At 69.1% G+C, this 18,535-nt stretch carries 21 protein-coding genes and 1 pseudogene; 12 read left to right on the plus strand and 10 right to left on the minus strand.

All coding sequences use genetic code 11. The annotated features are described in order from the left end of the window. Positions 1–6: 6 nt before the first annotated feature. Positions 7–576 carry a helix-turn-helix transcriptional regulator gene (locus tag H074_RS11270; protein WP_007030154.1) on the minus strand — a complete coding sequence of 190 codons (570 nt, stop codon included), beginning with the start codon at positions 574–576 and terminating at the stop codon, positions 7–9. 345 nt (positions 577–921) lie between these two features. On the opposite strand from H074_RS11270, the gene H074_RS11275 reads away from it, so the two are divergent. Genes H074_RS11275 through H074_RS11290 form a run of 4 tightly spaced genes read left to right on the plus strand, consistent with a single transcriptional unit; the run spans position 922 to position 4,100 of the window. After that, complete coding sequence (locus H074_RS11275; protein ID WP_039922090.1) at positions 922–1,434, plus strand: toxin-antitoxin system HicB family antitoxin; 513 nt, start codon at positions 922–924, stop codon at positions 1,432–1,434. A gap of 51 nt (positions 1,435–1,485) precedes the next feature. Continuing rightward, positions 1,486–2,331: a DUF4097 family beta strand repeat-containing protein gene (locus H074_RS11280; RefSeq protein WP_007030156.1), complete on the plus strand. Its 846-nt coding sequence runs from the start codon at positions 1,486–1,488 to the stop codon at positions 2,329–2,331. A gap of 33 nt (positions 2,332–2,364) precedes the next feature. Further along, the gene (locus H074_RS11285) at positions 2,365–3,315 is read left to right on the plus strand and encodes a daunorubicin resistance protein DrrA family ABC transporter ATP-binding protein (RefSeq protein WP_007030157.1); all 951 of its coding nucleotides are present in this window, start codon (positions 2,365–2,367) and stop codon (positions 3,313–3,315) included. Next, positions 3,312–4,100 (plus strand): ABC transporter permease, encoded by a 789-nt coding sequence (locus H074_RS11290; RefSeq protein ID WP_007030158.1) that lies wholly within the window; start codon positions 3,312–3,314, stop codon positions 4,098–4,100. The genes H074_RS11285 and H074_RS11290 overlap by 4 nt, the downstream gene beginning before the upstream one ends. A gap of 349 nt (positions 4,101–4,449) precedes the next feature. Here H074_RS11290 and H074_RS11295 read toward each other — a convergent pair whose 3' ends face one another. Genes H074_RS11295 through H074_RS11305 form a run of 3 tightly spaced genes read right to left on the minus strand, consistent with a single transcriptional unit; the run spans position 4,450 to position 7,574 of the window. Continuing rightward, a complete protein-coding gene (locus H074_RS11295) occupies positions 4,450–5,922 on the minus strand; it encodes an alpha/beta hydrolase (RefSeq protein WP_007030159.1) in 1,473 nt (490 codons plus the stop codon). 23 nt (positions 5,923–5,945) lie between these two features. Further along, positions 5,946–6,665 (minus strand): ABC transporter permease, encoded by a 720-nt coding sequence (locus H074_RS11300; protein ID WP_007030160.1) that lies wholly within the window; start codon positions 6,663–6,665, stop codon positions 5,946–5,948. 27 nt (positions 6,666–6,692) lie between these two features. Continuing rightward, a complete protein-coding gene (locus tag H074_RS11305; RefSeq protein WP_007030161.1) occupies positions 6,693–7,574 on the minus strand; it encodes an ABC transporter ATP-binding protein in 882 nt (293 codons plus the stop codon). Between the two features lie 141 nt (positions 7,575–7,715). Between H074_RS11305 and H074_RS11310 the strand changes: the two genes are divergently transcribed. After that, the gene (locus H074_RS11310; RefSeq protein WP_007030162.1) at positions 7,716–8,834 is read left to right on the plus strand and encodes a sensor histidine kinase; all 1,119 of its coding nucleotides are present in this window, start codon (positions 7,716–7,718) and stop codon (positions 8,832–8,834) included. Further along, complete coding sequence (locus H074_RS11315; RefSeq protein ID WP_007030163.1) at positions 8,831–9,433, plus strand: response regulator transcription factor; 603 nt, start codon at positions 8,831–8,833, stop codon at positions 9,431–9,433. The genes H074_RS11310 and H074_RS11315 overlap by 4 nt, the downstream gene beginning before the upstream one ends. Here the strand turns inward: H074_RS11315 and H074_RS11320 are convergent. Then, positions 9,430–10,002: a helix-turn-helix domain-containing protein gene (locus H074_RS11320; RefSeq protein WP_007030164.1), complete on the minus strand. Its 573-nt coding sequence runs from the start codon at positions 10,000–10,002 to the stop codon at positions 9,430–9,432. The two genes, H074_RS11315 and H074_RS11320, sit on opposite strands and share 4 nt — an antisense overlap. A gap of 62 nt (positions 10,003–10,064) precedes the next feature. Between H074_RS11320 and H074_RS39190 the strand changes: the two are divergent. The 3 genes and pseudogenes from H074_RS39190 to H074_RS11330 form a co-directional block, all read left to right on the plus strand. Then, positions 10,065–10,151: pseudogene (locus H074_RS39190) on the plus strand (mycothiol transferase); the annotation flags it as partial. A gap of 13 nt (positions 10,152–10,164) precedes the next feature. Further along, the gene (locus tag H074_RS11325) at positions 10,165–11,136 is read left to right on the plus strand and encodes an alpha/beta fold hydrolase (protein WP_007030166.1); all 972 of its coding nucleotides are present in this window, start codon (positions 10,165–10,167) and stop codon (positions 11,134–11,136) included. Between the two features lie 46 nt (positions 11,137–11,182). Next, positions 11,183–11,662, plus strand: coding sequence for a DinB family protein (locus H074_RS11330; RefSeq protein WP_007030167.1), 480 nt, complete (start codon positions 11,183–11,185; stop codon positions 11,660–11,662). Between the two features lie 51 nt (positions 11,663–11,713). On the opposite strand, the gene H074_RS11335 is transcribed toward H074_RS11330, so the two are convergent. The 3 genes from H074_RS11335 to H074_RS11345 form a co-directional block, all read right to left on the minus strand. Further along, on the minus strand, positions 11,714–12,871 hold the full coding sequence (locus tag H074_RS11335) for a S1 family peptidase (protein ID WP_007030168.1): 1,158 nt from the start codon (positions 12,869–12,871) through the stop codon (positions 11,714–11,716). Positions 12,872–13,059: 188 nt separating this feature from the next. Then, on the minus strand, positions 13,060–13,812 hold the full coding sequence (locus tag H074_RS11340) for a TioE family transcriptional regulator (protein WP_007030169.1): 753 nt from the start codon (positions 13,810–13,812) through the stop codon (positions 13,060–13,062). A 21-nt stretch (positions 13,813–13,833) separates the two neighbouring features. Further along, positions 13,834–14,310 (minus strand): DUF6194 family protein, encoded by a 477-nt coding sequence (locus tag H074_RS11345; RefSeq protein WP_007030170.1) that lies wholly within the window; start codon positions 14,308–14,310, stop codon positions 13,834–13,836. A gap of 80 nt (positions 14,311–14,390) precedes the next feature. On the opposite strand from H074_RS11345, the gene H074_RS11350 reads away from it, so the two are divergent. Next, positions 14,391–15,077: a MerR family transcriptional regulator gene (locus H074_RS11350; protein ID WP_007030171.1), complete on the plus strand. Its 687-nt coding sequence runs from the start codon at positions 14,391–14,393 to the stop codon at positions 15,075–15,077. On the opposite strand, the gene H074_RS11355 is transcribed toward H074_RS11350, so the two are convergent. Together H074_RS11355 and H074_RS11360 are read right to left on the minus strand one after the other, a co-directional pair. Beyond that, positions 15,074–15,535 (minus strand): peroxiredoxin, encoded by a 462-nt coding sequence (locus tag H074_RS11355; RefSeq protein WP_007030172.1) that lies wholly within the window; start codon positions 15,533–15,535, stop codon positions 15,074–15,076. The two genes, H074_RS11350 and H074_RS11355, sit on opposite strands and share 4 nt — an antisense overlap. A gap of 37 nt (positions 15,536–15,572) precedes the next feature. Then, positions 15,573–15,827: a hypothetical protein gene (locus tag H074_RS11360; protein ID WP_039922178.1), complete on the minus strand. Its 255-nt coding sequence runs from the start codon at positions 15,825–15,827 to the stop codon at positions 15,573–15,575. Between the two features lie 115 nt (positions 15,828–15,942). Here H074_RS11360 and H074_RS11365 point away from each other — a divergent pair, with 115 nt between their 5' ends. Both H074_RS11365 and H074_RS11370 read left to right on the plus strand, forming a co-directional pair. Then, positions 15,943–16,746, plus strand: a complete 804-nt coding sequence (locus H074_RS11365; RefSeq protein ID WP_007030174.1) for a class I SAM-dependent methyltransferase — start codon at positions 15,943–15,945, stop codon at positions 16,744–16,746. 59 nt (positions 16,747–16,805) lie between these two features. Then, positions 16,806–18,368 carry an adenylate/guanylate cyclase domain-containing protein gene (locus H074_RS11370; RefSeq protein ID WP_039922180.1) on the plus strand — a complete coding sequence of 521 codons (1,563 nt, stop codon included), beginning with the start codon at positions 16,806–16,808 and terminating at the stop codon, positions 18,366–18,368. Positions 18,369–18,535: the final 167 nt, after the last annotated feature.

Here is an 18,535-nt window from a genome sequence, read left to right on the forward strand (position 1 = left end):
GCGCTTTCAGATGACCCCTTCCCGGATCGCGTAGGCCACCGCGTGCGACCGGTTCCGCAGCCGCAGCCGGTCCGTGGCCGCGTAGATGACGTTCTTCACCGTTCGTTCCGAATAGGAGAGTTCGGTCGCGATCTCCTGCGTGTCGAGCCCGTCGGCCATCAGGCGGAGGACGTCGATCTCACGCGGCGAGAGAGCGGACCCGGCGGGCACGCTCGGCGCGAGCATCTCCCGGTGTAGCCGCTCGGCGTGTCCGGCCAGCCTGCCGAGCAGATCCGACGGTGAGGCCACGGCGTCCGACGCGGCGACGCGCACGCTGTCGGCCACGCGCGAGTCGGTCATCGCCGACCTCGGCAGGATGGCGACCACCCGGCACGCCACCGCCGTCGCGAGGCCGCCTTCCTCGATCCGGTCGGTCACCAGCACGATCGGCTTGCCGAGTTCGGCGGTGACTTCACGCAACGCGGTGAACGCGTCGGCCGAAAGCCGGTCGAAAGCGGCGACGATGACGTCGGTCTCGTCCCGTGCCCGGTCTTCGACCACCTCCACGGACGCGCGTGCCTCGAGGAGGTCGACCATTCCGGCCCTCGTGATGGGGTCCAGGGCGCAGACGCTCACCCGAACTGCTCGCATGTGTCCGTCTTCCGTCCACTGTGGATCTTCGATTTGTCAAGAGCGGCAAGGACAAAAAGCTGGGTCGCTCCCTTTTCCGTGCGGCTCGCGGTGATTCTCGTCCGCCGTGAACGACCCCGGCAACGCGTTCGGCCGCGTCCTGCTTCCCCCGCCAGCGGAGACTGGCCGAATGGGCACCCTTCTGTCATGCGCCCTCAAAAAAGGGGGCTTGACCTGCATAGACGCCACTTCGACGCATAGTGACGCCAACTTGTCCTTGCACTGGCGCCACCGTGGTGCCATGATGGCATCATGGATTTGACGCCCTTTGTGGACAACGTTCGCCGGGAACTCGCCGTCGCCGCCGAAGCGGGGGGAGCCGAGGCGAGCGCGCTCGCCGAACGCCTGACCGCGCCGCTCGCGTCGGCCATTCGTCTCGCGCTGCTGGACGCGTTGTCCGCCGCGTCGGACGAGATCACCCGTGACCTCGCACCGGGTTCGGTCGAGGTCCGGCTGCGCGCCGGGGAAGCCGGCTTCGCCGTCACGCTTCCCGCTGTCGAGCAAGCCGAACCCGTCGCGGCCGCCGCGCCGGAGCCGCCGCCGGTACCGGACGACGAAGGAGCCACGGCCCGGATCAACTTCCGGCTTCCCGAACATCTCAAGGCGCGCGTCGAGGAAGCCGCGGCCGCGCAAGGCCGTTCGGTCAACGCGTGGCTCGTGCGTGCCGCGTCCGCGGCGTTGCACCCGTCGGAACGGACCACGCCGTCCGCCCCGGCGAGCGGCGGTCATCGCGGCGCGCAGCGCTACACCGGCTGGGTCAGCTAGACCCCGTAGACCAGCACAAACACCGATCACACCACATTCGAGGGGACAACCATGCCTTCTTTCGCCACTCCGGAACCCATTCTCGCGGACCTCGAGCCGGTCGTCGGCAACGTCCGCATCGTCGCCGGCGACCGCGCCGAGACGGTCGTCGAAGTCGCCCCGCTCGACGAGAACAACGGCTCCGACGTCGACGCCGCGAAGCGGACCGTCGTCGAGTTCTCCGGCGGCACCTTGACGGTCCGCGCGCCGAAGATGCGCCTGCTCGACTTCTCCAACCGGACGAGGGCGATCGACGTGACCATCGAACTTCCCGCCGGTTCCCGGGTGCAGGGGAGCACCGGTCTCGGCGACCTGACCGCGACCGGACGACTCGGTGCCTGTCGCTACAAGTCCGGGACCGGGCACATCCGGCTCGACCGCGCCGGCGAACTGAAACTGCACTCCGCGTCCGGGAACATCGTCGTCGAGCACGCCGACGGCAACGCCGACATCAGTACGAGTTCCGGCCGCGTGCACGTCGGCGGGATCGAGGGCACCGCGGTGGTCAAGAACTCCAACGGGCCCACCACCATCGGGACCGCCGGCGATTCGATCCGCCTCCGCTCGGCCAACGGCGACATCACCGTCGACAAGGCCGAAAGCGGCGTCGAAGCCAAGACCGCCAACGGTTCGGTCCGCGTGCTCGACGCCGCCAGGGGAACGCTCACCCTCGAGACGTCGTTGGGGGACGTCGAGATCGGCATCCGCGAGGGCAGCGCAGCCTGGCTCGACGTGAACACCCGCTTCGGCCGCGTCATCAACGACATGACCGCCGCCACCGCACCCGGCGCCGCGACCGACAAGGTCGAAGTCCACGCCGGCACCGCCGTCGGCGACATCATCGTTCGCCGCTCCTGACCCATCGGGTCCTTACGCACCAGGGGAATCCACATGAGACACCCGGCCATTTCCGCGACCGGCCTGCGCAAGTCCTACGGCGACAAGGTCGTCCTGGACGGCATCGACCTGCACGTCCCGACCGGCACCGTCTTCTCGCTGCTCGGACCCAACGGCGCCGGCAAGACCACCACGGTCAACATCCTGTCCACTTTGGTCACCCCGGATGCCGGTGGCGCGACCATCGCCGGAGCCGACCTGGCCGCCGATCCGGACGGTGTCCGCGCCGCCATCGGCCTCACCGGCCAGTTCTCCGCGGTCGACAACCTGCTCACCGGCGAGGAGAACCTGTTCCTCATGGCGGATCTGCACCATCTGCCGCGCCGTGCCGGGCGCAAGCGCGCCGCCGAACTCCTGGAACGGTTCGAACTGACCGACGCCGCGAAGAAGACGCCGTCCACCTTCTCGGGTGGCATGCGCCGCAAGCTCGACCTGGCGATGACGCTGATCGGCGACCCGAAGGTCATCTTCCTCGACGAACCGACCACCGGTCTCGACCCGCGCAGCCGCCGCACGATGTGGCAGATCATCCGGGACCTCGTCGACGGTGGCGTGACGATCTTCCTCACCACGCAGTACCTGGAGGAGGCGGACCAGCTCGCCGACCGGGTCGCCGTGCTCGACGGCGGCCGGATCGTCGCACTGGGCACGCCCGACGAACTGAAGCGCCGCGTGCCCGGCGGGCACATGCAGCTGAAGTTCCCCGACGCGGTCTCGCTGCGCGACGCGACCCGCGTGCTTCGGGTGTCCACTTCGGACGAAGAAGCCCTGGCGCTTCGCGTGCCGACCGACGGCACCGTCGCCGCGCTTCGCGCCGTGCTGGACCGGCTCGACGCCGAAGCCGTCGCCGTCGACAGTCTCACCGTGCACACGCCGGACCTCGACGACGTGTTCCTCAGCCTCACCGGTCACCGGACCGAAGCGACCAAGGAGATGGCCCGATGACCACTCTTTCCCTCTCGATGCGCGACTCGGCGACCATGCTGCGCCGCAACATCCGGCACATGCGACGCTATCCGTCACTCACCATCATGCTGATCGGCCAGCCGATCGTGTTCCTGCTGCTGTTCGTCTACGTTTTCGGCGGCACGCTCGGCAACGGACTCGGCGGAGGAGGCGGCAGAGCCGAATACGTCGGCTATGTCACGCCTGCCATCCTGCTCGTCACCGTGTGCAGCGCCGCTCTCGGCACCGCCATCTCCGTGGCGACGGACATGACCGAGGGCATCATCGCCCGGTTCCGCACGATGGCGATCAGCAAAGCCTCGGTACTGACCGGGCACGTCGTCGGCGCGCTCATCCAGACGGCGCTCGCCCTCGCCGTGGTCTTCGGGGTCACGCTGCTCATCGGCTTCTCGCCGACGGCGGGAGCCGGCGAATGGTTCGCGGTCGTCGGTGTGCTGTTGTTGCTGACCATCGCGCTCACCTGGCTTTCGGTGGCGCTGGGCCTGGCGGCCAAAAGCGTGGAGACGGCCAGCAACACCCCCATGATCTTCATGCTGCTGCCCTTCCTCGGCAGCGGGTTCGTGCCCACCGACTCCATGCCCGCGTGGCTGCGCTGGTTCGCCGATTACCAGCCGTTCACACCGGTCATCGAGACCATCCGCGGCCTGCTGCTCGGCACCCCGATCGGCCGCAGCGGCTGGCTCGCGGTCGGCTGGTGCGTCTTGCTCTCGGTCGTCGGATACCTGTGGTCGAAGTCCTTGTTCGCCAAGGAACGCGACCGCTGAACCGAGACCTGAACTGGGGGTCGCCCCGGGCCGGAAGTTTCGGCCCGGGGCGAGGGCGACGATCCAGCGGGTATCGGGATCGTTGATGAAGGAATCAGGACGCTCAATGTCCCGATTTCTTCATAGACGCGAGGTGACCTCGTCCCGGGCCTTGATCAACGGAAGATCCGGGACACTCAACGTCCCCGATCCTCCGTTGATCAAGGCTGTGCCACTCCAACCCGGCGGCCGACACACCGCCCACCCGCACCGGTCCCACCGCGACGGACCGTGGTGGGGCTCGTGAGTGGTAAAGACGGTTCTAACCGTCCTTACCACTCACGACTGTTTGGCCGCTCGTGACGACGGCTCAGCAGGCGCGATCGTGCCGCGGCCGCGCGCCGGTGACCAGGAATTCCGTCGCGAGGTCGTTCGCGCACTTGTTGTCCTTGAACAGGTAAGCCAGATGCCCGCCCTGGTCGACGGTGACCATCCTGGCGCGGTCGCCGAAGGCCTCGCGCAGCTTCCGGGCCCCCGCCAGCGGCGTGGCCGGGTCGCGGAGGTTCTGCACGATCAGCACGTTCGACGGGCCGCGGTCGGTGATCTTCACAGGCGGTTCGACCGGTTCGGACGGCCAGAACGCGCACGGTGTGATGTCCGCGGCCGCCGCGCCGAACATCGGGTGCCGGAACCGGTCGATCGCGACGTTGCGCCGGTACGTCCTGACGTCCTCCGGCCAATCGGAGTCGTTGCAGATCACGTGCAGCTGACTCGCGATGTAGTTGTCCGACGGGTAACCCGCGCCGGCGGACGACTGTGCGGCGGACGACTGCGCGGCGGGTGTCGGCACGGCGGGTGTCGGCACGGGGTTCCCGGTGTCGAGCGCGCGCCAGGTCTCGGCCAGATGCGGCAAGCTCTTGTCGTAGTAGAGATCGGCGAACGTGACGTGGCGGAACACCTGGCCGTTGTAGCCGTCCGGGCTCGGCGTCCTGTCCAGCCGCGCGGCCAGTTCGAAGTACTTCGCCGTCACCTGCGCCGGCGTCCGGCCCAGACCGTATTCGGGCTTCGAAGCGGCGAACTTCGCGAAGTCCGGGAAGCGGTCTTCGACGCCTTGCCCGAACATGCGCGAGAAGGAGGCGTCCCAGCCGCCGGGGCCGGTCGCGCTGTCGATCAGGAACCGGTCGCTGCGCTCGGGGAACAACGAGGTGTACACCGAGCCGAGGTAGGTGCCGTACGAGATGCCGAAGTAATTCACCTTCCGCTCGCCGAGCGCCTCGCGCACCCGGTCCATGTCGCGGGCGGTGTTGGCGGTGGTCATGTACGGCAGGAGCGGCGCGGTGGCCGAGGAACCGCATTTCGCGGCGACGGCGGCGACCCGCTGTGCCTCGGTCGTGACGTCGGCGGAGTCCCGGGCGTACCTCGGAATGTTGGTCGGATGCTCTTCGAGGGTCAGCCCGCAGGTCACCGGGGTGCTGTTGTGGACGCCTCGCGGGTCCATCCCGATCACGTCGTAGCCGTCCAGCACCTCCTGCGGGATGTTCAGCTTCTTGAGGGTGGCCGGATAGGCCAGTCCCTCGCCGCCGGGGCCGCCGGTGTTGGTCAGCAGCACGCCGCGGCGCTTTTCCGGCTTGGTGCTCGCCAGCCGCGAGATCGCGATCTCGATGGTCTTGCCGCCGGGGTCGCGGTAGTCCAGCGGCACCTGGATGGTGCCGCATTCCAGTCCGAGGCCCGCCGCCTCTTCCGGGCACGGCCCCCATTTCGGCGGGGGTGCCGCCGACGCGACCGCCGGGGTCGCCGCCGTCACCAAGGCGGCGGCGAGAACGGGAAGAAGGACCTTGCGCATGAGCTTTCCTCCACTTCGGACGGTCATCGGCGCGGCTCCCAGCGGAAGAGCCGCGTAGCCAGGACGACGGCGACGACGACCCACGCCAGCGTCGGGGCGAGCAGGAGCAGCGAATCGGTGAGGGCCACGCCGCCGTTCCAGGCGTTGACGGCGAGTTCGGTGGCCGAGCCCCCGGGCAGCAGCCGCTTGAGCAGGGTCAGTTCGCCGGTGCCGGAGATGCCGACCCAGCTGGCGACGGCGATCACCCCGAGACTGACCGGCAGGGTGGTGACCTGGGCGTGTTCGGGGGAGTTGGTCAGACCCGCGGTGGCCAGGCCGAGGCCGACCATCATGGCGACGGTGGCGAGTACCGCCGCCACCAGCAGCCCGACGTCAGCGGGTGTTCCCGTGACAACGCCCAGCACGGTCATGATCACGGCCACCTGGACGAGCGAGATGACGGTGACCGGCAGCACCAGCCCGACCAGGATGGAGGCATCGCCTGCGGCGGTGGAGCGCAACCTCTTGAGGAACAGGTTCTGCCGCCGCGAGGCGAGTGTGGTCACCGAGCTGGTGTAGAGACCGAACGCGCACACGGTGAACATCACGATCGCCGCGATGTAGCCGAGACTGCCGATCTTGGCGAAGAGTTCGTGCTGGTAGACGAAGAACGCGGAGATGGCGAGGGGCATCACGAAGCTGGTGATCAGGACCGAACGGTTCCGGAAGATCTGGATCAGTTCGCTACGGGCTATCGAGAGCATGACTCAAGTCCTCTGTGGATGGATCGGTTAATCGTTGTCGATGGCACGGAAGACGTCGTCGAGCCGCGTCGGTCCCGCTTCGAGGTCCGGCAGTTCGATGGCGTTGTCCTGCGCCCAGCACAGCAGCAGGTGCAGGTCCTTCTGCAGGCGATGAGTCTCGACGACGAACTTCCCGTCGTGTTCGCGCCTGCCCCGCAGAGGCAGCGCCGGAGCCGACACCGGAAGGCTGAACCGGATCACCGCGGGCAGCGTCCGTGTCAGCTCGGAGACCGTGCCCTCCTGGTGGAAGGTGCCGCGGTGCATCAGGCCGATGCGGTCGGCGCGCTGCTGCGCCTCTTCGAGGTAATGCGTGGTGAGCACGATCGTCGAACCGTCCTCGCGCAGGTTGTCGACCGCGTCCCACAGCGCGTCCCGCGATTGGATGTCCAGACCGGTGGTCGGCTCGTCCAGGAACAGCAGCCGCGGTGAGCCGTACACCGCGGTCGCGAAGTCGAGCCGCCGCTTCTCGCCACCGGAAAGCTGGGAAACCTTCGTGTCGGCCTTGCGGGTCAGGTCCACGATGCCGAGGACCCGTTCGAGCCGGTCCGTGCGCCGGGTCAGGCTGCCGATCAGGCGAATCGACTCCTTCACCGTCAGATCCGGTGAGAAACCGCTCTCCTGCAGCATGATGCCCATCTCGGGGCGGGCGGAGGCGCGGTCCCGCGGGCTCTTGCCCAGCACCCGCACCGTGCCCGAGGTCGGGTTCCGGTGCCCTTCCAGGATTTCCAGGGTCGAGGTCTTCCCGGCCCCGTTCGTGCCCAGCAGGGCGTAGAACTCGCCTTGCCGGACCTGAAAGGACAGATCCCTCACGGCGTGGAAGTCGCCGTACTTCAGGTTCAGGTGGTCAACGTCGATCGCCGTCGAAGTCATACCTCGATCTCAGCCCCTCGGACGAGGACCGGCCAGTGCGGTCACGTCATGATCGGCCCATGACATTCGTCCGGTGAACGTATGACGCAGTGTCACTGTTGCCCGCCTTCGCGGAGGGCCGATACTGGACTCATGTCTGATGTGGACACCGAGCCGGCGAAGGGGCAGCTGCGCAAACTCAACCTCACCATGTTCGTGCCGCTGCTCGTCGTCGGCGGTGTCGTCGTGGTCGCGTCGGACGCGCGGACCTGGTGGCACGCGGTCGTCCTGAGCGTCGGCGTGCTGGCGGCCATGGTCGCCTTCGTGCGCTGGGCGGCGGGCGAGGTCCTGAGGGTCGCGATCCCGTGCCTGGTCGTCACGGCTGCCGTGTGGCCGTTCTCGGTGCTGGTGGTCGGCGGGAGTTCGGCGTTCTTCGGCGTCTTCCTCGTGGGCTCCCTCGTCGTTCCCCAGTTGCCCCGCCACCGGGTCGCGGCGGCCGTCGCGCTGGTCGCGTACATCGCGGCGGTGGGCGCCATGAGGCTGCTGATCTCCGATGAGGACGTCTCCGGTGAGCTGATCAGTTTCGTGTTCGTCCCTGCCGCGATCACCGCCGTCGTGCTCGGCCTCATGTTCCCCAACAAGCGGTTCTACGACGTCGTCAAGGAACTCGAGGAGTCGCGCGAGCGCGAAGCGGAACTGGCCGTGATCAGGGAACGCGTCCGGTTCGCCGGCGATCTGCACGACATCCAGGGCCACACGCTGCACGTGGTGAAGCTCAAGACGGCGCTCGCCAGGAAACTGGTGGACATCGACGCCGAGCGGGCCAAGCAGGAACTGGGGGAGATCCACGCGCTCGTGGCCGACACGATCACCCAGACGAAGGAACTCGCCTACGCCCAGCGCCGGCTCAACCTCTCCGCCGAACTGGAGAACGCGAGGAACCTTTTCGAGGCCGCGGGGATCCGCGTGCGCGTCGACCGGGAGGCGGACGTCGATCCGGAGGCGGGCAGGCTGCTCGGCCAGGTCCTGCGCGAGACCACGACCAACATCCTGCGCCACGCGCAGGCGACCCGCGTGCGGATCACCCTGTCGGAGTGGAGCATCAGTATCGTCAACGACGGTGCCCAGCGAGCACCGCTGCCCGAACTCCGCGGGCTGGCCGCGCTCGGACAACGTGTCGTCGCGGACGGCGGCGAACTGAAGGTGGAACAGGAAGACGGGCAGTTCGTGACGGCCGCGTCCTTCCCGTCCCGGCGTTCCGAAACACTGGAGGAACGATGACCACGGTCGTGCTCGCCGACGACGAAGCACTGCTGCGCAAGGCGATGGCCGCGTTGCTCCCGCTCGAAGGCGAGATCACCGTCCTCGCCGAAGCGGAGAACGGCGAGGAGGCCGTCGACGCCACCTTGCGGCACGAGCCCGACGTCCTCGTCATCGACCTCGAAATGCCCGGCGTGGACGGACTCGGCGCGGTCGCCGAGATCCGGCGCACCCGGCCGGACCAGATCATCCTCATGCTGACCCGCCACGCGAAACCCGGCGTGCTCCGCAAGGCCCTCAAACTCGGTGTCCAGGGCTTCGTCAGCAAGGCCGCCGAACCCTCGCACATCACGTTCGTCATCGCCGCCCTGCACCAGGGCAAACGCTGGATCGACCCGGACGTCTCCGCGCTCGCCGTCGTCGACGACTGCCCGCTCACCGAGCGGGAACTGGAGGTGCTGCGGGTGACCGGCGAAGGCTATTCCGTCGCCGAGATCGCCGCCCGGCTCCACCTCGCGCAGGGCACCGTGCGGAACTATCTCTCGAACGCCATGCAGAAGACCCAGACGCAGACCCGGCACGAGGCAGCGAGGTACGCGCGCGAGCACGATTGGCTCTAGCGCGCCCGGACGTGGGCGCGCTCGCCCTGCGGTCCGAACAGGACGAGGGTCTCGACGGCGTGCCCGTCGGCCGAGCCGAGCCAATGCGGGAGCGCGGTGTCGAATTCGGCGGCCTCGCCCGGCGGCAGAACCATGTCGCGGTCGCCGACCACCAGCCGCAACCGTCCATTGAGGACATAAACCCATTCGTAGCCGCCGTGGGTCTGCGGCGTGGGTTCCGCCGGTTCGTCCCGGCCGGGGATGAGCATCTTGAAAGCCTGTACCCCACCGGCGCGCCGGGTGAGCGGCAGGAACGTCATGCCGTGACGGTGGATCGGCCGCAGGTGGATCCGCGGGTCACCGGTCCGTGGAGCGCCGACGAGGTCGTCGAGGGGCACGCCGTGCACGCGGGCCAGCGGCAGCAGTAGCTCCAGCGTGGGCCGACGGCCGCCGCTTTCCAGCCGCGACAAGGTGCTTTCCGAGATCCCGGTCGCCGCCGACAATTCGGCCAGGGTCAGGCCTCGGTGTTTGCGCAGCGCGCGCAACCGGGGGCCCACCGCGTCCAGCACCTCGTCCGTCTCGTCCGCCATGCCGTCGATCTTGCCAGGTCGGCAAGTTTTCGTGCCAATTCGGCGGGCTCGCGGCGAAAGTGGTGACCTACCTGATCGAGGAAACCGCACCGCACGCGGGACACGCCGACATCCCGCGCGAACTGATCGATGGCGCCACCGGGCGCTGAAACGGAGATTTCCATGCTTCACCGGGTCGCCGCGTTCGTCGCGGCCCTCGTCCTGCTGACGGCCTGCGGTTCGCCCCCGGCCGCCGCGCCGCCCTACGAGAACGTCACCCGCGCCGACGCGGCTTTCGCGCAGCGGTTCCGGCACGAGTTCGCCGACGTCGACGGGGTGAAGATGCACTACGTCACCGGCGGCGAGGGAGCCCCGCTCGTCCTGCTGCACGGCTGGCCGCAGACCTGGTACGGCTGGCACCGGGTCATGCCCGCGCTGGCCGAGCATTTCACGGTGTACGCCCTCGACCTGCCCGGCCTCGGCGACAGCGCCGGCTCACCGCCCGGCTACGACAAGGCGACCCTCGCCCGCTATGTGCACGGTCTCGTCGCGGGACGCCTGCGCCTGCGCGACGCCCGGATCGCCGGGCACGACCTCGGTGCCGCTGTCGCCTTCCAGTACGCCGCGCAGTTCCCCGGCGATCTCACCAAGCTCGCCTACCTCGACCTGCCGTTGCCCGGCCCCGCGCTCGACGCGACGGCGTACCGGAACCTGAGCTGGCACATAGCTTTCCACTCGCAGAAGACGGTTCCCGAAGCCGTCGTCGGCGACGACGTCCGCGAGTACCTGTCCCTGTTCTATCCCCAGGTCGCCTACTCGGGGACGGCCTTCGGCGGCCCCGGGGCGCCGTCGCCCTTCGACGACGCCGAGATCGACGAGTACGCCCGTACCTACACGAGGCCGGAGGTCCTGCATGGAGGCTTCGAGCTCTACCGCACGCTCGGCCAGGACGCGACCGCGAACGTCGGCGCGAAACCCATCACCACTCCGACCCTGCTGATGACCGCCGAAGGACTGCTCGAACCGCAGAAGGCCACGCTGGCGCCCCGCGTCGCGAACCTGGCCCGCGCTGTCGAGGTGCCGAGGGCGGGCCATTGGCTCGCCGAGGAGAACCCGGAGTTCGTGAGCGCCGAGCTGGTCGCCTTCCTGAAGTAGCACAACGTGGTTGCCCGGGATCGGCGATCTTTGCGATGCTTCCCCCATGTCCACGCTGGAAGTCCTCAACCACCCGTTCCGCGAGCAGTTCGAGGTCTTCCTCGACGAGCACCGCCGTGGTCTCGACGAGTCCTTGGAAGGGCTGACCGAGGAGCAGGCTCGCCGGTCGCTCGTTCCCTCCCGGACCACCCTGCTCGGTCTGGTGAAGCATGCGACCTTCGTGGAAAAGGTGTGGTTCGACGAAGCCGTCACCTGCCGCTCGCGGGCCGAGATCGGCATCCCCGCCACACCTGACGAATCGTTCATCCTCGACGAGGAGGACACGATCGCCACCGTGCGGAAGGCGTACCGCGAAGCCTGCGAGGCGTCACGCAAGGCCGCGGCTGCCCTCGATCTGGACGACCTGCTCCACGGGAACCGGCGCGGCCCGCTTCCGCTGCGCTGGGTGTACCTGCACATGCTGCGGGAACTCGCCCAGCACGGCGGTCACGCGGACATCCTGCGCGAGCAGATCCTGAGCTCCTAGGAAAAGACGGTGCCGGGGAGCGGCCGCTCCCCGGCACCGTCGTGTTCTTCGTCAGGAACGGGTCAGCGTGACCCCGTAGTTGTACGCCGCGTCCACGACGGGCTGGTAGTAGGAGTACGAGCCGGTGGCGTTGGCGCCTTCGTTGTAGCCGCAGTCGTGTCCGTCGGCGGGGCCGCCGGAGGTCATGCCCTGCGCGGTGTTGCCCGCGATGTAGGCGCCGCCGCTGTCGCCGCCCTCGGTGCAGACGGTCGACTTCGCCAGTCCGGTGGTGGCGACGCTTTCCCCGCTGTAGCGGACGGTCTGGTTGTAAGCGGTGATCTTGCCGCAGGTCCAGCCGGTGGTGTTGCCCGCCTTGCACAGCGTGGTGCCGACCGGCGCCTTCGAGCTGCCGGTGATCCGCACCGTGGTGCCCTTGCGGGTGTCCACGTAGCCGCGGCCGGTGTCCTCGGCGTCGATGTCCATCAGGCCCATGTCGGCCGACGGGAACTCGGTGGCGACGCCCCGGCCGATGTGGACGCCGTTGCGGTTCAGGATGTCCGGGTTGCCTTCGACGCAGTGCCCGGCGGTGAGCAGCACGTTGTTGCCGTCGCTGGTGGTGCCGGGGAAGCCGAGGGAGCAGTTGGTGCCGGGGTCGAGGTCCATGATCTGGCCGGGGATGACGTCGGCCTGCGTGGTGTTCCCGTTGGCGACACCGGTCTGGACCGAGACGCCCGGCAGCGCCGAAAGCCGCCGGACGAGGGCGCTGTCGGCGCCCGGCTGCACGGTGACGACGACCTGGTCGGCCGCGAGTTCCGGACCCCAGGACTGCACCTGGCCGACGTCCTTGCCGATCACCGTGCCGACCTTGGCGGACAGGGCGTTCAGCGCGTTCTCGCCACGGGCGCCGGTGCGCGGGGCCAGCCCGGCCGAGCGGAGCGCCTGGGCGGAGCCGGCGTCGGCGTTCACGACGAGGGCGCCGGCGTCGTCGAAGTACGCGCCGTCGGTGTGGAGACCGCGTGTTCTGATGCTCTCCAGCGACGCGATCAGGTTCTTCTCGTGGTCCAGCTTCTGGGCGGCCTGAAGCGGGCTGACCCGGAGCTGGGCGGCGAGGGTCTCGAGCATCGTCTGGTCGTACGCGGTGACCGGCGCGGCGGTCGCCGGGACGGCGAGCGCACCGATTCCGGCGCAAACACTCAGCAGGGTGAGCATGACGGGTCCGCGAATTCGCATGCGAATTTCCTTCGATAATGAGGGAACGACGAACCGCCGGAATATGTTCGGAAAGCGCAGGGGACCGGGCGGTTCATCTCGACGTGACGCACATTACGAGCGCTCGTACGACATGTCGTAGCGCCGAAAGTAGGATCCGTGATCACGGACATACTTTCGTATGCGGAAAACGTGAACTGCCTGCGTATTCAATTGCGCGGAAGCGCCATTGTCCCAAAAGTGTCAGTGGTCGCTCGTACGCTGCCGAGGTAGGCGTCCAGCGCGGCGGCGCCGGAAAGGAGGGCGCGGCCCCTGGCCGAGAGGCGCGAGTGCCAGTCGCGCAGCGTCGACTCGAGCGGTACGACGCCTCCGGCCGAGCGGACCTGTTCGAGCAGTGGCGCGATCCGCTCCAGGAGGTAGCCGCCTCGCCTGAGCTGATGGGTCAGCTTCGCGTCGCGTACGTCGGCCGCGCTGTAGACACGGTAGCCCGTCTTCGGGTCCCGCTCGGGCCGGAGAAGGCCCGCGCGCTCCCATTTCCGGAGGGTCGCGGGCCGGACGCCGAGTTTCCGGGACAGCGGGCCGACGAACATCTCGCCCCGCTCCTGCGGCACGGGTTCGAGATCGCGGAGCGCGGCCGCGACGGCCTGGAGGGTGTGGCGGTCGTCGAGCAGTTGCGCGTGGCTCTCGTCGACGAGCCGGAGCGCTTCTTCGACCGCGTCCCGGTTGACCGCCCGCATGATGGACGCCGCCGTCGCGTGGCCGTGCCCTGGCACGAGGGCCAGGAACGCGCGCAGGGCTTGCGCGTGCAGTGGCGTGTAGGTGCGATAGCCGTGCGGGCCGCGTTCGGCGCCGGGGAGGATGCCGTCCGCCTCGTAATTGCGGACCGCCTGCGTGGACAGGCCATGCTCGCGTGCGAGGTCGACCGGTCTGAGCCGCTCACGAGTTGGAAGGTTCCGGCCCACCGCCCCACGATATTCGGTCCGCTAACCGCGCGCGGAATCCGCCCGTCGCTCATGACGCGCGCGGGCCAGCCGATAGGCCGTTTCGAGCAGCTCGCGGGTGGCCGGTTCGGTCTTCGACGCCGGGTTCACCACCGCCAGCCAGCCCGCCGTGCCGTACACGGGATGGGCGATCAAGGTGTCGGTGACGGCGGGGTCGACGTCGGTCCCGCCCGTGTCCCGGGGTGAACGGCCGAGTCGCCGGGCGAACTCCTCCTTCCCGGCGTGGATGTTCACGCGGAAGGTGTCCGGGCGGTCCAGCCGCGAGGTCTCGTCGCCGGGGTAGTTCTTGGTCACGATCGTCGCGAAGGGCTGGACGTTGGTCGGGACGACACCGTCGGGTGAGTAGTAGAAGAACGCGTCGCCCCAGCTGAGCTCCGGCCATTCGCCGCCCGGCCCCGGGGTGAGGGTCAAGACGCCGTCGAGGGCCGAGACGAGGCCGATGATCTCTTCGATGGTCATGTGCTCAAGCGTGGCATTAAAGTGCTCGTGGAGGGTTCGAGCACGTCTTCGACGGAGTGAAGGTGTCAAGTCTCAAATCGATGCGCACCGTGGAGGTCGCGCGCCGGGCGGGATACTCCGTCCAGCAGGTGCGCAACCTCGAACGTGATGGCGTGCTCCCGGCGGCGTCACGGACGGCTTCGGGCTACCGGAGCTACGGCGAGATCCACCTCCGGTCCGCGCTGGCCTACCGTGCGCTCGCCGCCGGGGTGGGGCCGGTCGAGGCCAAGAAGATCGTCCGCGCCCTGCACCGGGATCCGCTCCCCGAGGTGCTCGCGCTCCTCGACGCCGCCCACGCCGGGCTCGACGCCGAACGCGCGGACCTCAGGGAGGCGAGGGAAGCGGTCCGGGTGATCTCGGGCGAACCGATCGAAGACGTGCGCGGCTCGGACTCGATGAGCGTCTCCGAACTCGCGTCGGCGCTCGGCGTGCGCCCGTCGACGCTGCGGCACTGGGACACGGAACGACTCGTCGTCCCCGGTCGCGATCAGCGGGGGACGCGGCGGTACACGCCGTCCCAGGTGCGGGACGCGCGGATCGTGCATCAGCTGCGGCTGGCAGGCTACCGAGTCGCGTCCCTGCGCGCGCTGATGCCGGAGCTACGGCGAGCCCGGCGGCTGGAGGACGTCGCTTCCGCGCTCGCCGCCCGGGACGCCGGGATCACAGCCCGCTCGCGAGCGCTCTTCGACGGCACCGCCGCGCTTTCCCGTGTGGTGAGCGGCGATTAAGCGGTGGGCGTCCGTTCGCGCAGGGCCGCGAGCGCCTTGTCGGCGTGGACGTCGAACTTCAGCTCGCTCTTGATCACGGCGAGCACCTTGCGGTCGGTGTCGATCACGAAGGTGCGCCGTTTGGCGTGCAGCGGGCTGAACCTGCGCCAGACGCCGAACTGCTTGGCGACGGTACCGTCCACATCGGACAGAAGTGGGTAGTCGAAGCCGTGCAGGGTGGAGAATTGCCGCTGTTTGGTGACGCCGTCCGGGCTGATCCCGACACGGTGGGCGCCGACTTCACCGAATTCCGCGGCCAGGTCGCGGAAATGGCAGCTCTCGGCGGTGCAGCCCCCGGTCATCGCGGCGGGGTAGAAGAACAGCACGACCGGGCCGGTGGACAGGAAGTCCGACAGCGTGCGGTCCCGGCCGGTGTCGTCGGGCAGGGTGAAGTCCGGGGCGAGGTCTCCTTGGTCCATGCCCGGCTTTCGGAGCCGGGAGTACCCCGGATTGGTCTCAGCGGATGCAGCGCCAGAAGACCGTCGCGTCATACGGCGAGATGACCAGCTTGAAGTACTCCTCGCAGTCCGTGAACCCGGCCCGGTTCGCCTGGGCCCTGGCGTCCTGGCGGGCGTAGAAGAGCGCGAGGCCGAAATCGCTCGACCCGTGCCCGGCGAACTCCCTGGTCTCCTGCGTACTCGCCGATGCCGGGGTGGCGATCGTGCCCATCATGGCGGTCGCGCCGAGCAGCGCGAGCAATGTCTTCCTCATGCCGACCACGCTAGGGCCGGAACGGTTCGCGATTCGCCCACTGGATGGACGTTCCCGCGGCCTCCGTCCGTCGTAGGCGGGTTCGCACCAGGCGCCGAACGGATATCGTCGCGGCATGTCTTCTCGCAAAGTGGGCACCCAGCGAGCGTTCGACGCGGCCGCCGCCGACTTCACCGCGCTCGGGCGGCATCTGTGGGAGCCGATCGGCGCGGCCACGGTGGCGGCCGCCGGGCTCGATGAAGGAGATCGTGTCCTCGACGCCTGCTGTGGCACCGGGGCTTCGGCGATTCCAGCGGCGCGGGCCGTCGGTGACGGCGGTGTGGTGGACGCGATCGACCTTTCGGGTCCGATGATCGGCGAGTTGCGCCGGCTTTCGGTGGATTTACCGCAGTTGCGCGCGCACGAGGCCGACGCGACGGCGTGGGACACCGGCGGCTACGACGTCGTGCAGTCCGCGCTCGGCATCTTCTTCTTTCCCGACATGACGGACGGCACCGAGCGGCTGATCGCCAAGGCCAGGTCCGGCGGCCGGGTCGTGTTCACCATCTGGCGGGGCGGGGCCATGGTGACGGCGGGCCGCCATGCCGGTCGTGCGGTGGCCGCGGTGACCGATTCCGCGCCGCCGCCGGAGCGGGAACCCGGGTTGATCGACCGCATCGACCAGGCGGGCACCTACGCCGACTGGCTCGCCGGGCGGAATCTGTCCGATGTGGACGTCGTGGTCAACGAGCTGCGACTGACCATGACGCCGGAGATCGCCTGGCTGGTCGTCATCGGCTCCGGCTTCCGAGGGCTGCTCGCCGACCTGGAGCCCGGCGTCGTCGAGCAGGTGCGCGAGCGCTACCTCGATTCCCTGCGCGCCGAGGGCGTGACCGAACTCGACGCCACCACGTTGATCGGCTCAGGCACCGTGCGCTGACGACCGTACTCGGTTCGGTGTACAGTCGTTCACTCAAACCGGGTGAACGGCGGGAACGGGTGCGACCAGACGACGACTCCTCTGTCCGGGGCCGCGGGCAAGGGCCGTTCGGCTCCTGGCTGCTCGGTCCGCTCGATCAGGACCCGGCGGTGTTGCGCCGTCGCGTCCAGGGACTGCTCACCGGGACGCTGATCGCGACCAACGTCATCGGCGCGCTGGTCGTGGTCGGGCTGGCGGCCCTGCTCATGCCCGCCCCCGGTATGTCCGGCGACCTTGTCCGGGTGACCGCGATCGCGGTCCCCGTCTACGTGGTCTCCGCCGTGGTCGTGGGCGCGCTGTGGGGCACCCGCGGCGCGCTGCGGACGCTGCGCTGGGCGGCCGAGGGCCGGGCACCGACCGACGAAGAGCGTGTGGCGAGCCTGCGTGTCCCGTTGCGCCTGACGCTGGTCCAGGCGGTGCTGTGGGGAATCGCGACCGTGGTGTTCGGCGTGCTGGCCGCACTGGTGCAGCCGCGAGTCGTGCTCACCGAACTGCTCGTGGTCGCGTTCGCGGGCGTGGTCGTGTGTGCGATCGCCTACCTCGCCGGGGAGTTCATCCTGCGGCCGTATGCGGCACTCGCGCTGGCGGGCACCTCGCCGGCGCGGCCGCTCAGCGGCGGGGTCAACCTGCGGATGCTGCTGTTCTGGTGCCTCGGCACCGGGGTGCCGGTGGCCGGGCTGGTGGTCACGGCGGTGCTGGCGTGGGTGCGCGGCGACGTGTCGACCACGAAACTCGCCATCTCGGTCATCGCGCTCGGCCTGGTCGTCCTGTGCTTCGGCCTGCTGGTGACCGTGTTCACCGCCCGCGCCGTGGTGAACCCGATCCGGTCGGTGCAGCACGCGCTGGGCCGGGTCCGGGCCGGCGACTTCACCGTGGAGATCCCGGTCTACGACGGCACCGAACTCGGTCTGCTCCAGGCGGGCTTCAACGGGATGGCCGCCGGTCTCGCCGAACGCGAACGTTTGCGGGACCTGTTCGGCAGGCATGTCGGCGAAGACGTCGCGAGCGAGGCGATGCGCACCTCCGCCGAACTCGGCGGCACGGTGCGGACGGTGTCGGTGTTGTTCGTCGACCTGATCGGCTCGACCGCGCTGGCCGCTAGCCGCCCGCCCGAGGAGGTCGTCGGCCTGCTCAACCGGTTCTTCGCGGTGGTGGTCGACGAGGTCGACCGCAACCACGGGCTGGTCAACAAGTTCGTCGGTGACGCCGCGCTCGCGATCTTCGGCGCACCGGTGCTGCTGGAGGACCACGCGACCCTCGCGCTGGCCGCGGGACGGGCCATCGCGCGCAGGCTGGCGGCGGAAGTGCCGGAATGCCCGGCCGGGATCGGCGTGGCGACGGGTGAGGTGGTCGCCGGGAACGTCGGTGACCCGAGGCGGTTCGAGTACACGGTGATCGGCGACCCGGTCAACGAAGCCGCCCGCCTGACCGAACTGGCGAAGAACGTCGAAGCCCGGTTGCTCGCTTCGTGGACGGCGATCGAGTCGGCGGCCGAGTCCGAGGCCGCGTGGTGGAAGGCGACGGAGGACGTCACCTTGCGGGGCCGTACCCGGCCCACCACACTCGCGACACCGAAGTCCTGAGCCGTGGCGGATTCACAGCCTCTGTGAAGGGGCCGTGAATCTTGCGTGGCGGCCATCGCTCCGCCGCACGCGGACCCGACGTTGCCTGGCACGCGAGCGCGCCCTGGGCCTGTGAACGATCACAGCGGCTCCTTCGCGCCTGGTGAGGGCGTTGTTCCCGAAGCCGG

Source organism: Amycolatopsis decaplanina DSM 44594 (assembly GCF_000342005.1).
In the GTDB taxonomy this organism is placed as follows: domain Bacteria; phylum Actinomycetota; class Actinomycetes; order Mycobacteriales; family Pseudonocardiaceae; genus Amycolatopsis; species Amycolatopsis decaplanina.

Bases quoted from the DNA above. Each gene is read 5' to 3' on its own strand.
- H074_RS11270 (WP_007030154.1), bottom strand. From the start codon at position 576: ATGGTCGACCTCCTCGAGGCACGCGCGTCCGTGGAGGTGGTCGAAGAC.
- H074_RS11275 (WP_039922090.1), top strand. From the start codon at position 922: ATGGATTTGACGCCCTTTGTGGACAACGTTCGCCGGGAACTCGCCGTC.
- H074_RS11280 (WP_007030156.1), top strand. From the start codon at position 1,486: ATGCCTTCTTTCGCCACTCCGGAACCCATTCTCGCGGACCTCGAGCCG.
- H074_RS11285 (WP_007030157.1), top strand. From the start codon at position 2,365: ATGAGACACCCGGCCATTTCCGCGACCGGCCTGCGCAAGTCCTACGGC.
- H074_RS11290 (WP_007030158.1), top strand. From the start codon at position 3,312: ATGACCACTCTTTCCCTCTCGATGCGCGACTCGGCGACCATGCTGCGC.
- H074_RS11295 (WP_007030159.1), bottom strand. From the start codon at position 5,922: ATGCGCAAGGTCCTTCTTCCCGTTCTCGCCGCCGCCTTGGTGACGGCG.
- H074_RS11300 (WP_007030160.1), bottom strand. From the start codon at position 6,665: ATGCTCTCGATAGCCCGTAGCGAACTGATCCAGATCTTCCGGAACCGT.
- H074_RS11305 (WP_007030161.1), bottom strand. From the start codon at position 7,574: ATGACTTCGACGGCGATCGACGTTGACCACCTGAACCTGAAGTACGGC.
- H074_RS11315 (WP_007030163.1), top strand. From the start codon at position 8,831: ATGACCACGGTCGTGCTCGCCGACGACGAAGCACTGCTGCGCAAGGCG.
- H074_RS11320 (WP_007030164.1), bottom strand. From the start codon at position 10,002: ATGGCGGACGAGACGGACGAGGTGCTGGACGCGGTGGGCCCCCGGTTG.
- H074_RS11325 (WP_007030166.1), top strand. From the start codon at position 10,165: ATGCTTCACCGGGTCGCCGCGTTCGTCGCGGCCCTCGTCCTGCTGACG.
- H074_RS11330 (WP_007030167.1), top strand. From the start codon at position 11,183: ATGTCCACGCTGGAAGTCCTCAACCACCCGTTCCGCGAGCAGTTCGAG.
- H074_RS11335 (WP_007030168.1), bottom strand. From the start codon at position 12,871: ATGCGAATTCGCGGACCCGTCATGCTCACCCTGCTGAGTGTTTGCGCC.
- H074_RS11345 (WP_007030170.1), bottom strand. From the start codon at position 14,310: ATGACCATCGAAGAGATCATCGGCCTCGTCTCGGCCCTCGACGGCGTC.
- H074_RS11350 (WP_007030171.1), top strand. From the start codon at position 14,391: ATGCGCACCGTGGAGGTCGCGCGCCGGGCGGGATACTCCGTCCAGCAG.
- H074_RS11355 (WP_007030172.1), bottom strand. From the start codon at position 15,535: ATGGACCAAGGAGACCTCGCCCCGGACTTCACCCTGCCCGACGACACC.
- H074_RS11360 (WP_039922178.1), bottom strand. From the start codon at position 15,827: ATGAGGAAGACATTGCTCGCGCTGCTCGGCGCGACCGCCATGATGGGC.
- H074_RS11365 (WP_007030174.1), top strand. From the start codon at position 15,943: ATGTCTTCTCGCAAAGTGGGCACCCAGCGAGCGTTCGACGCGGCCGCC.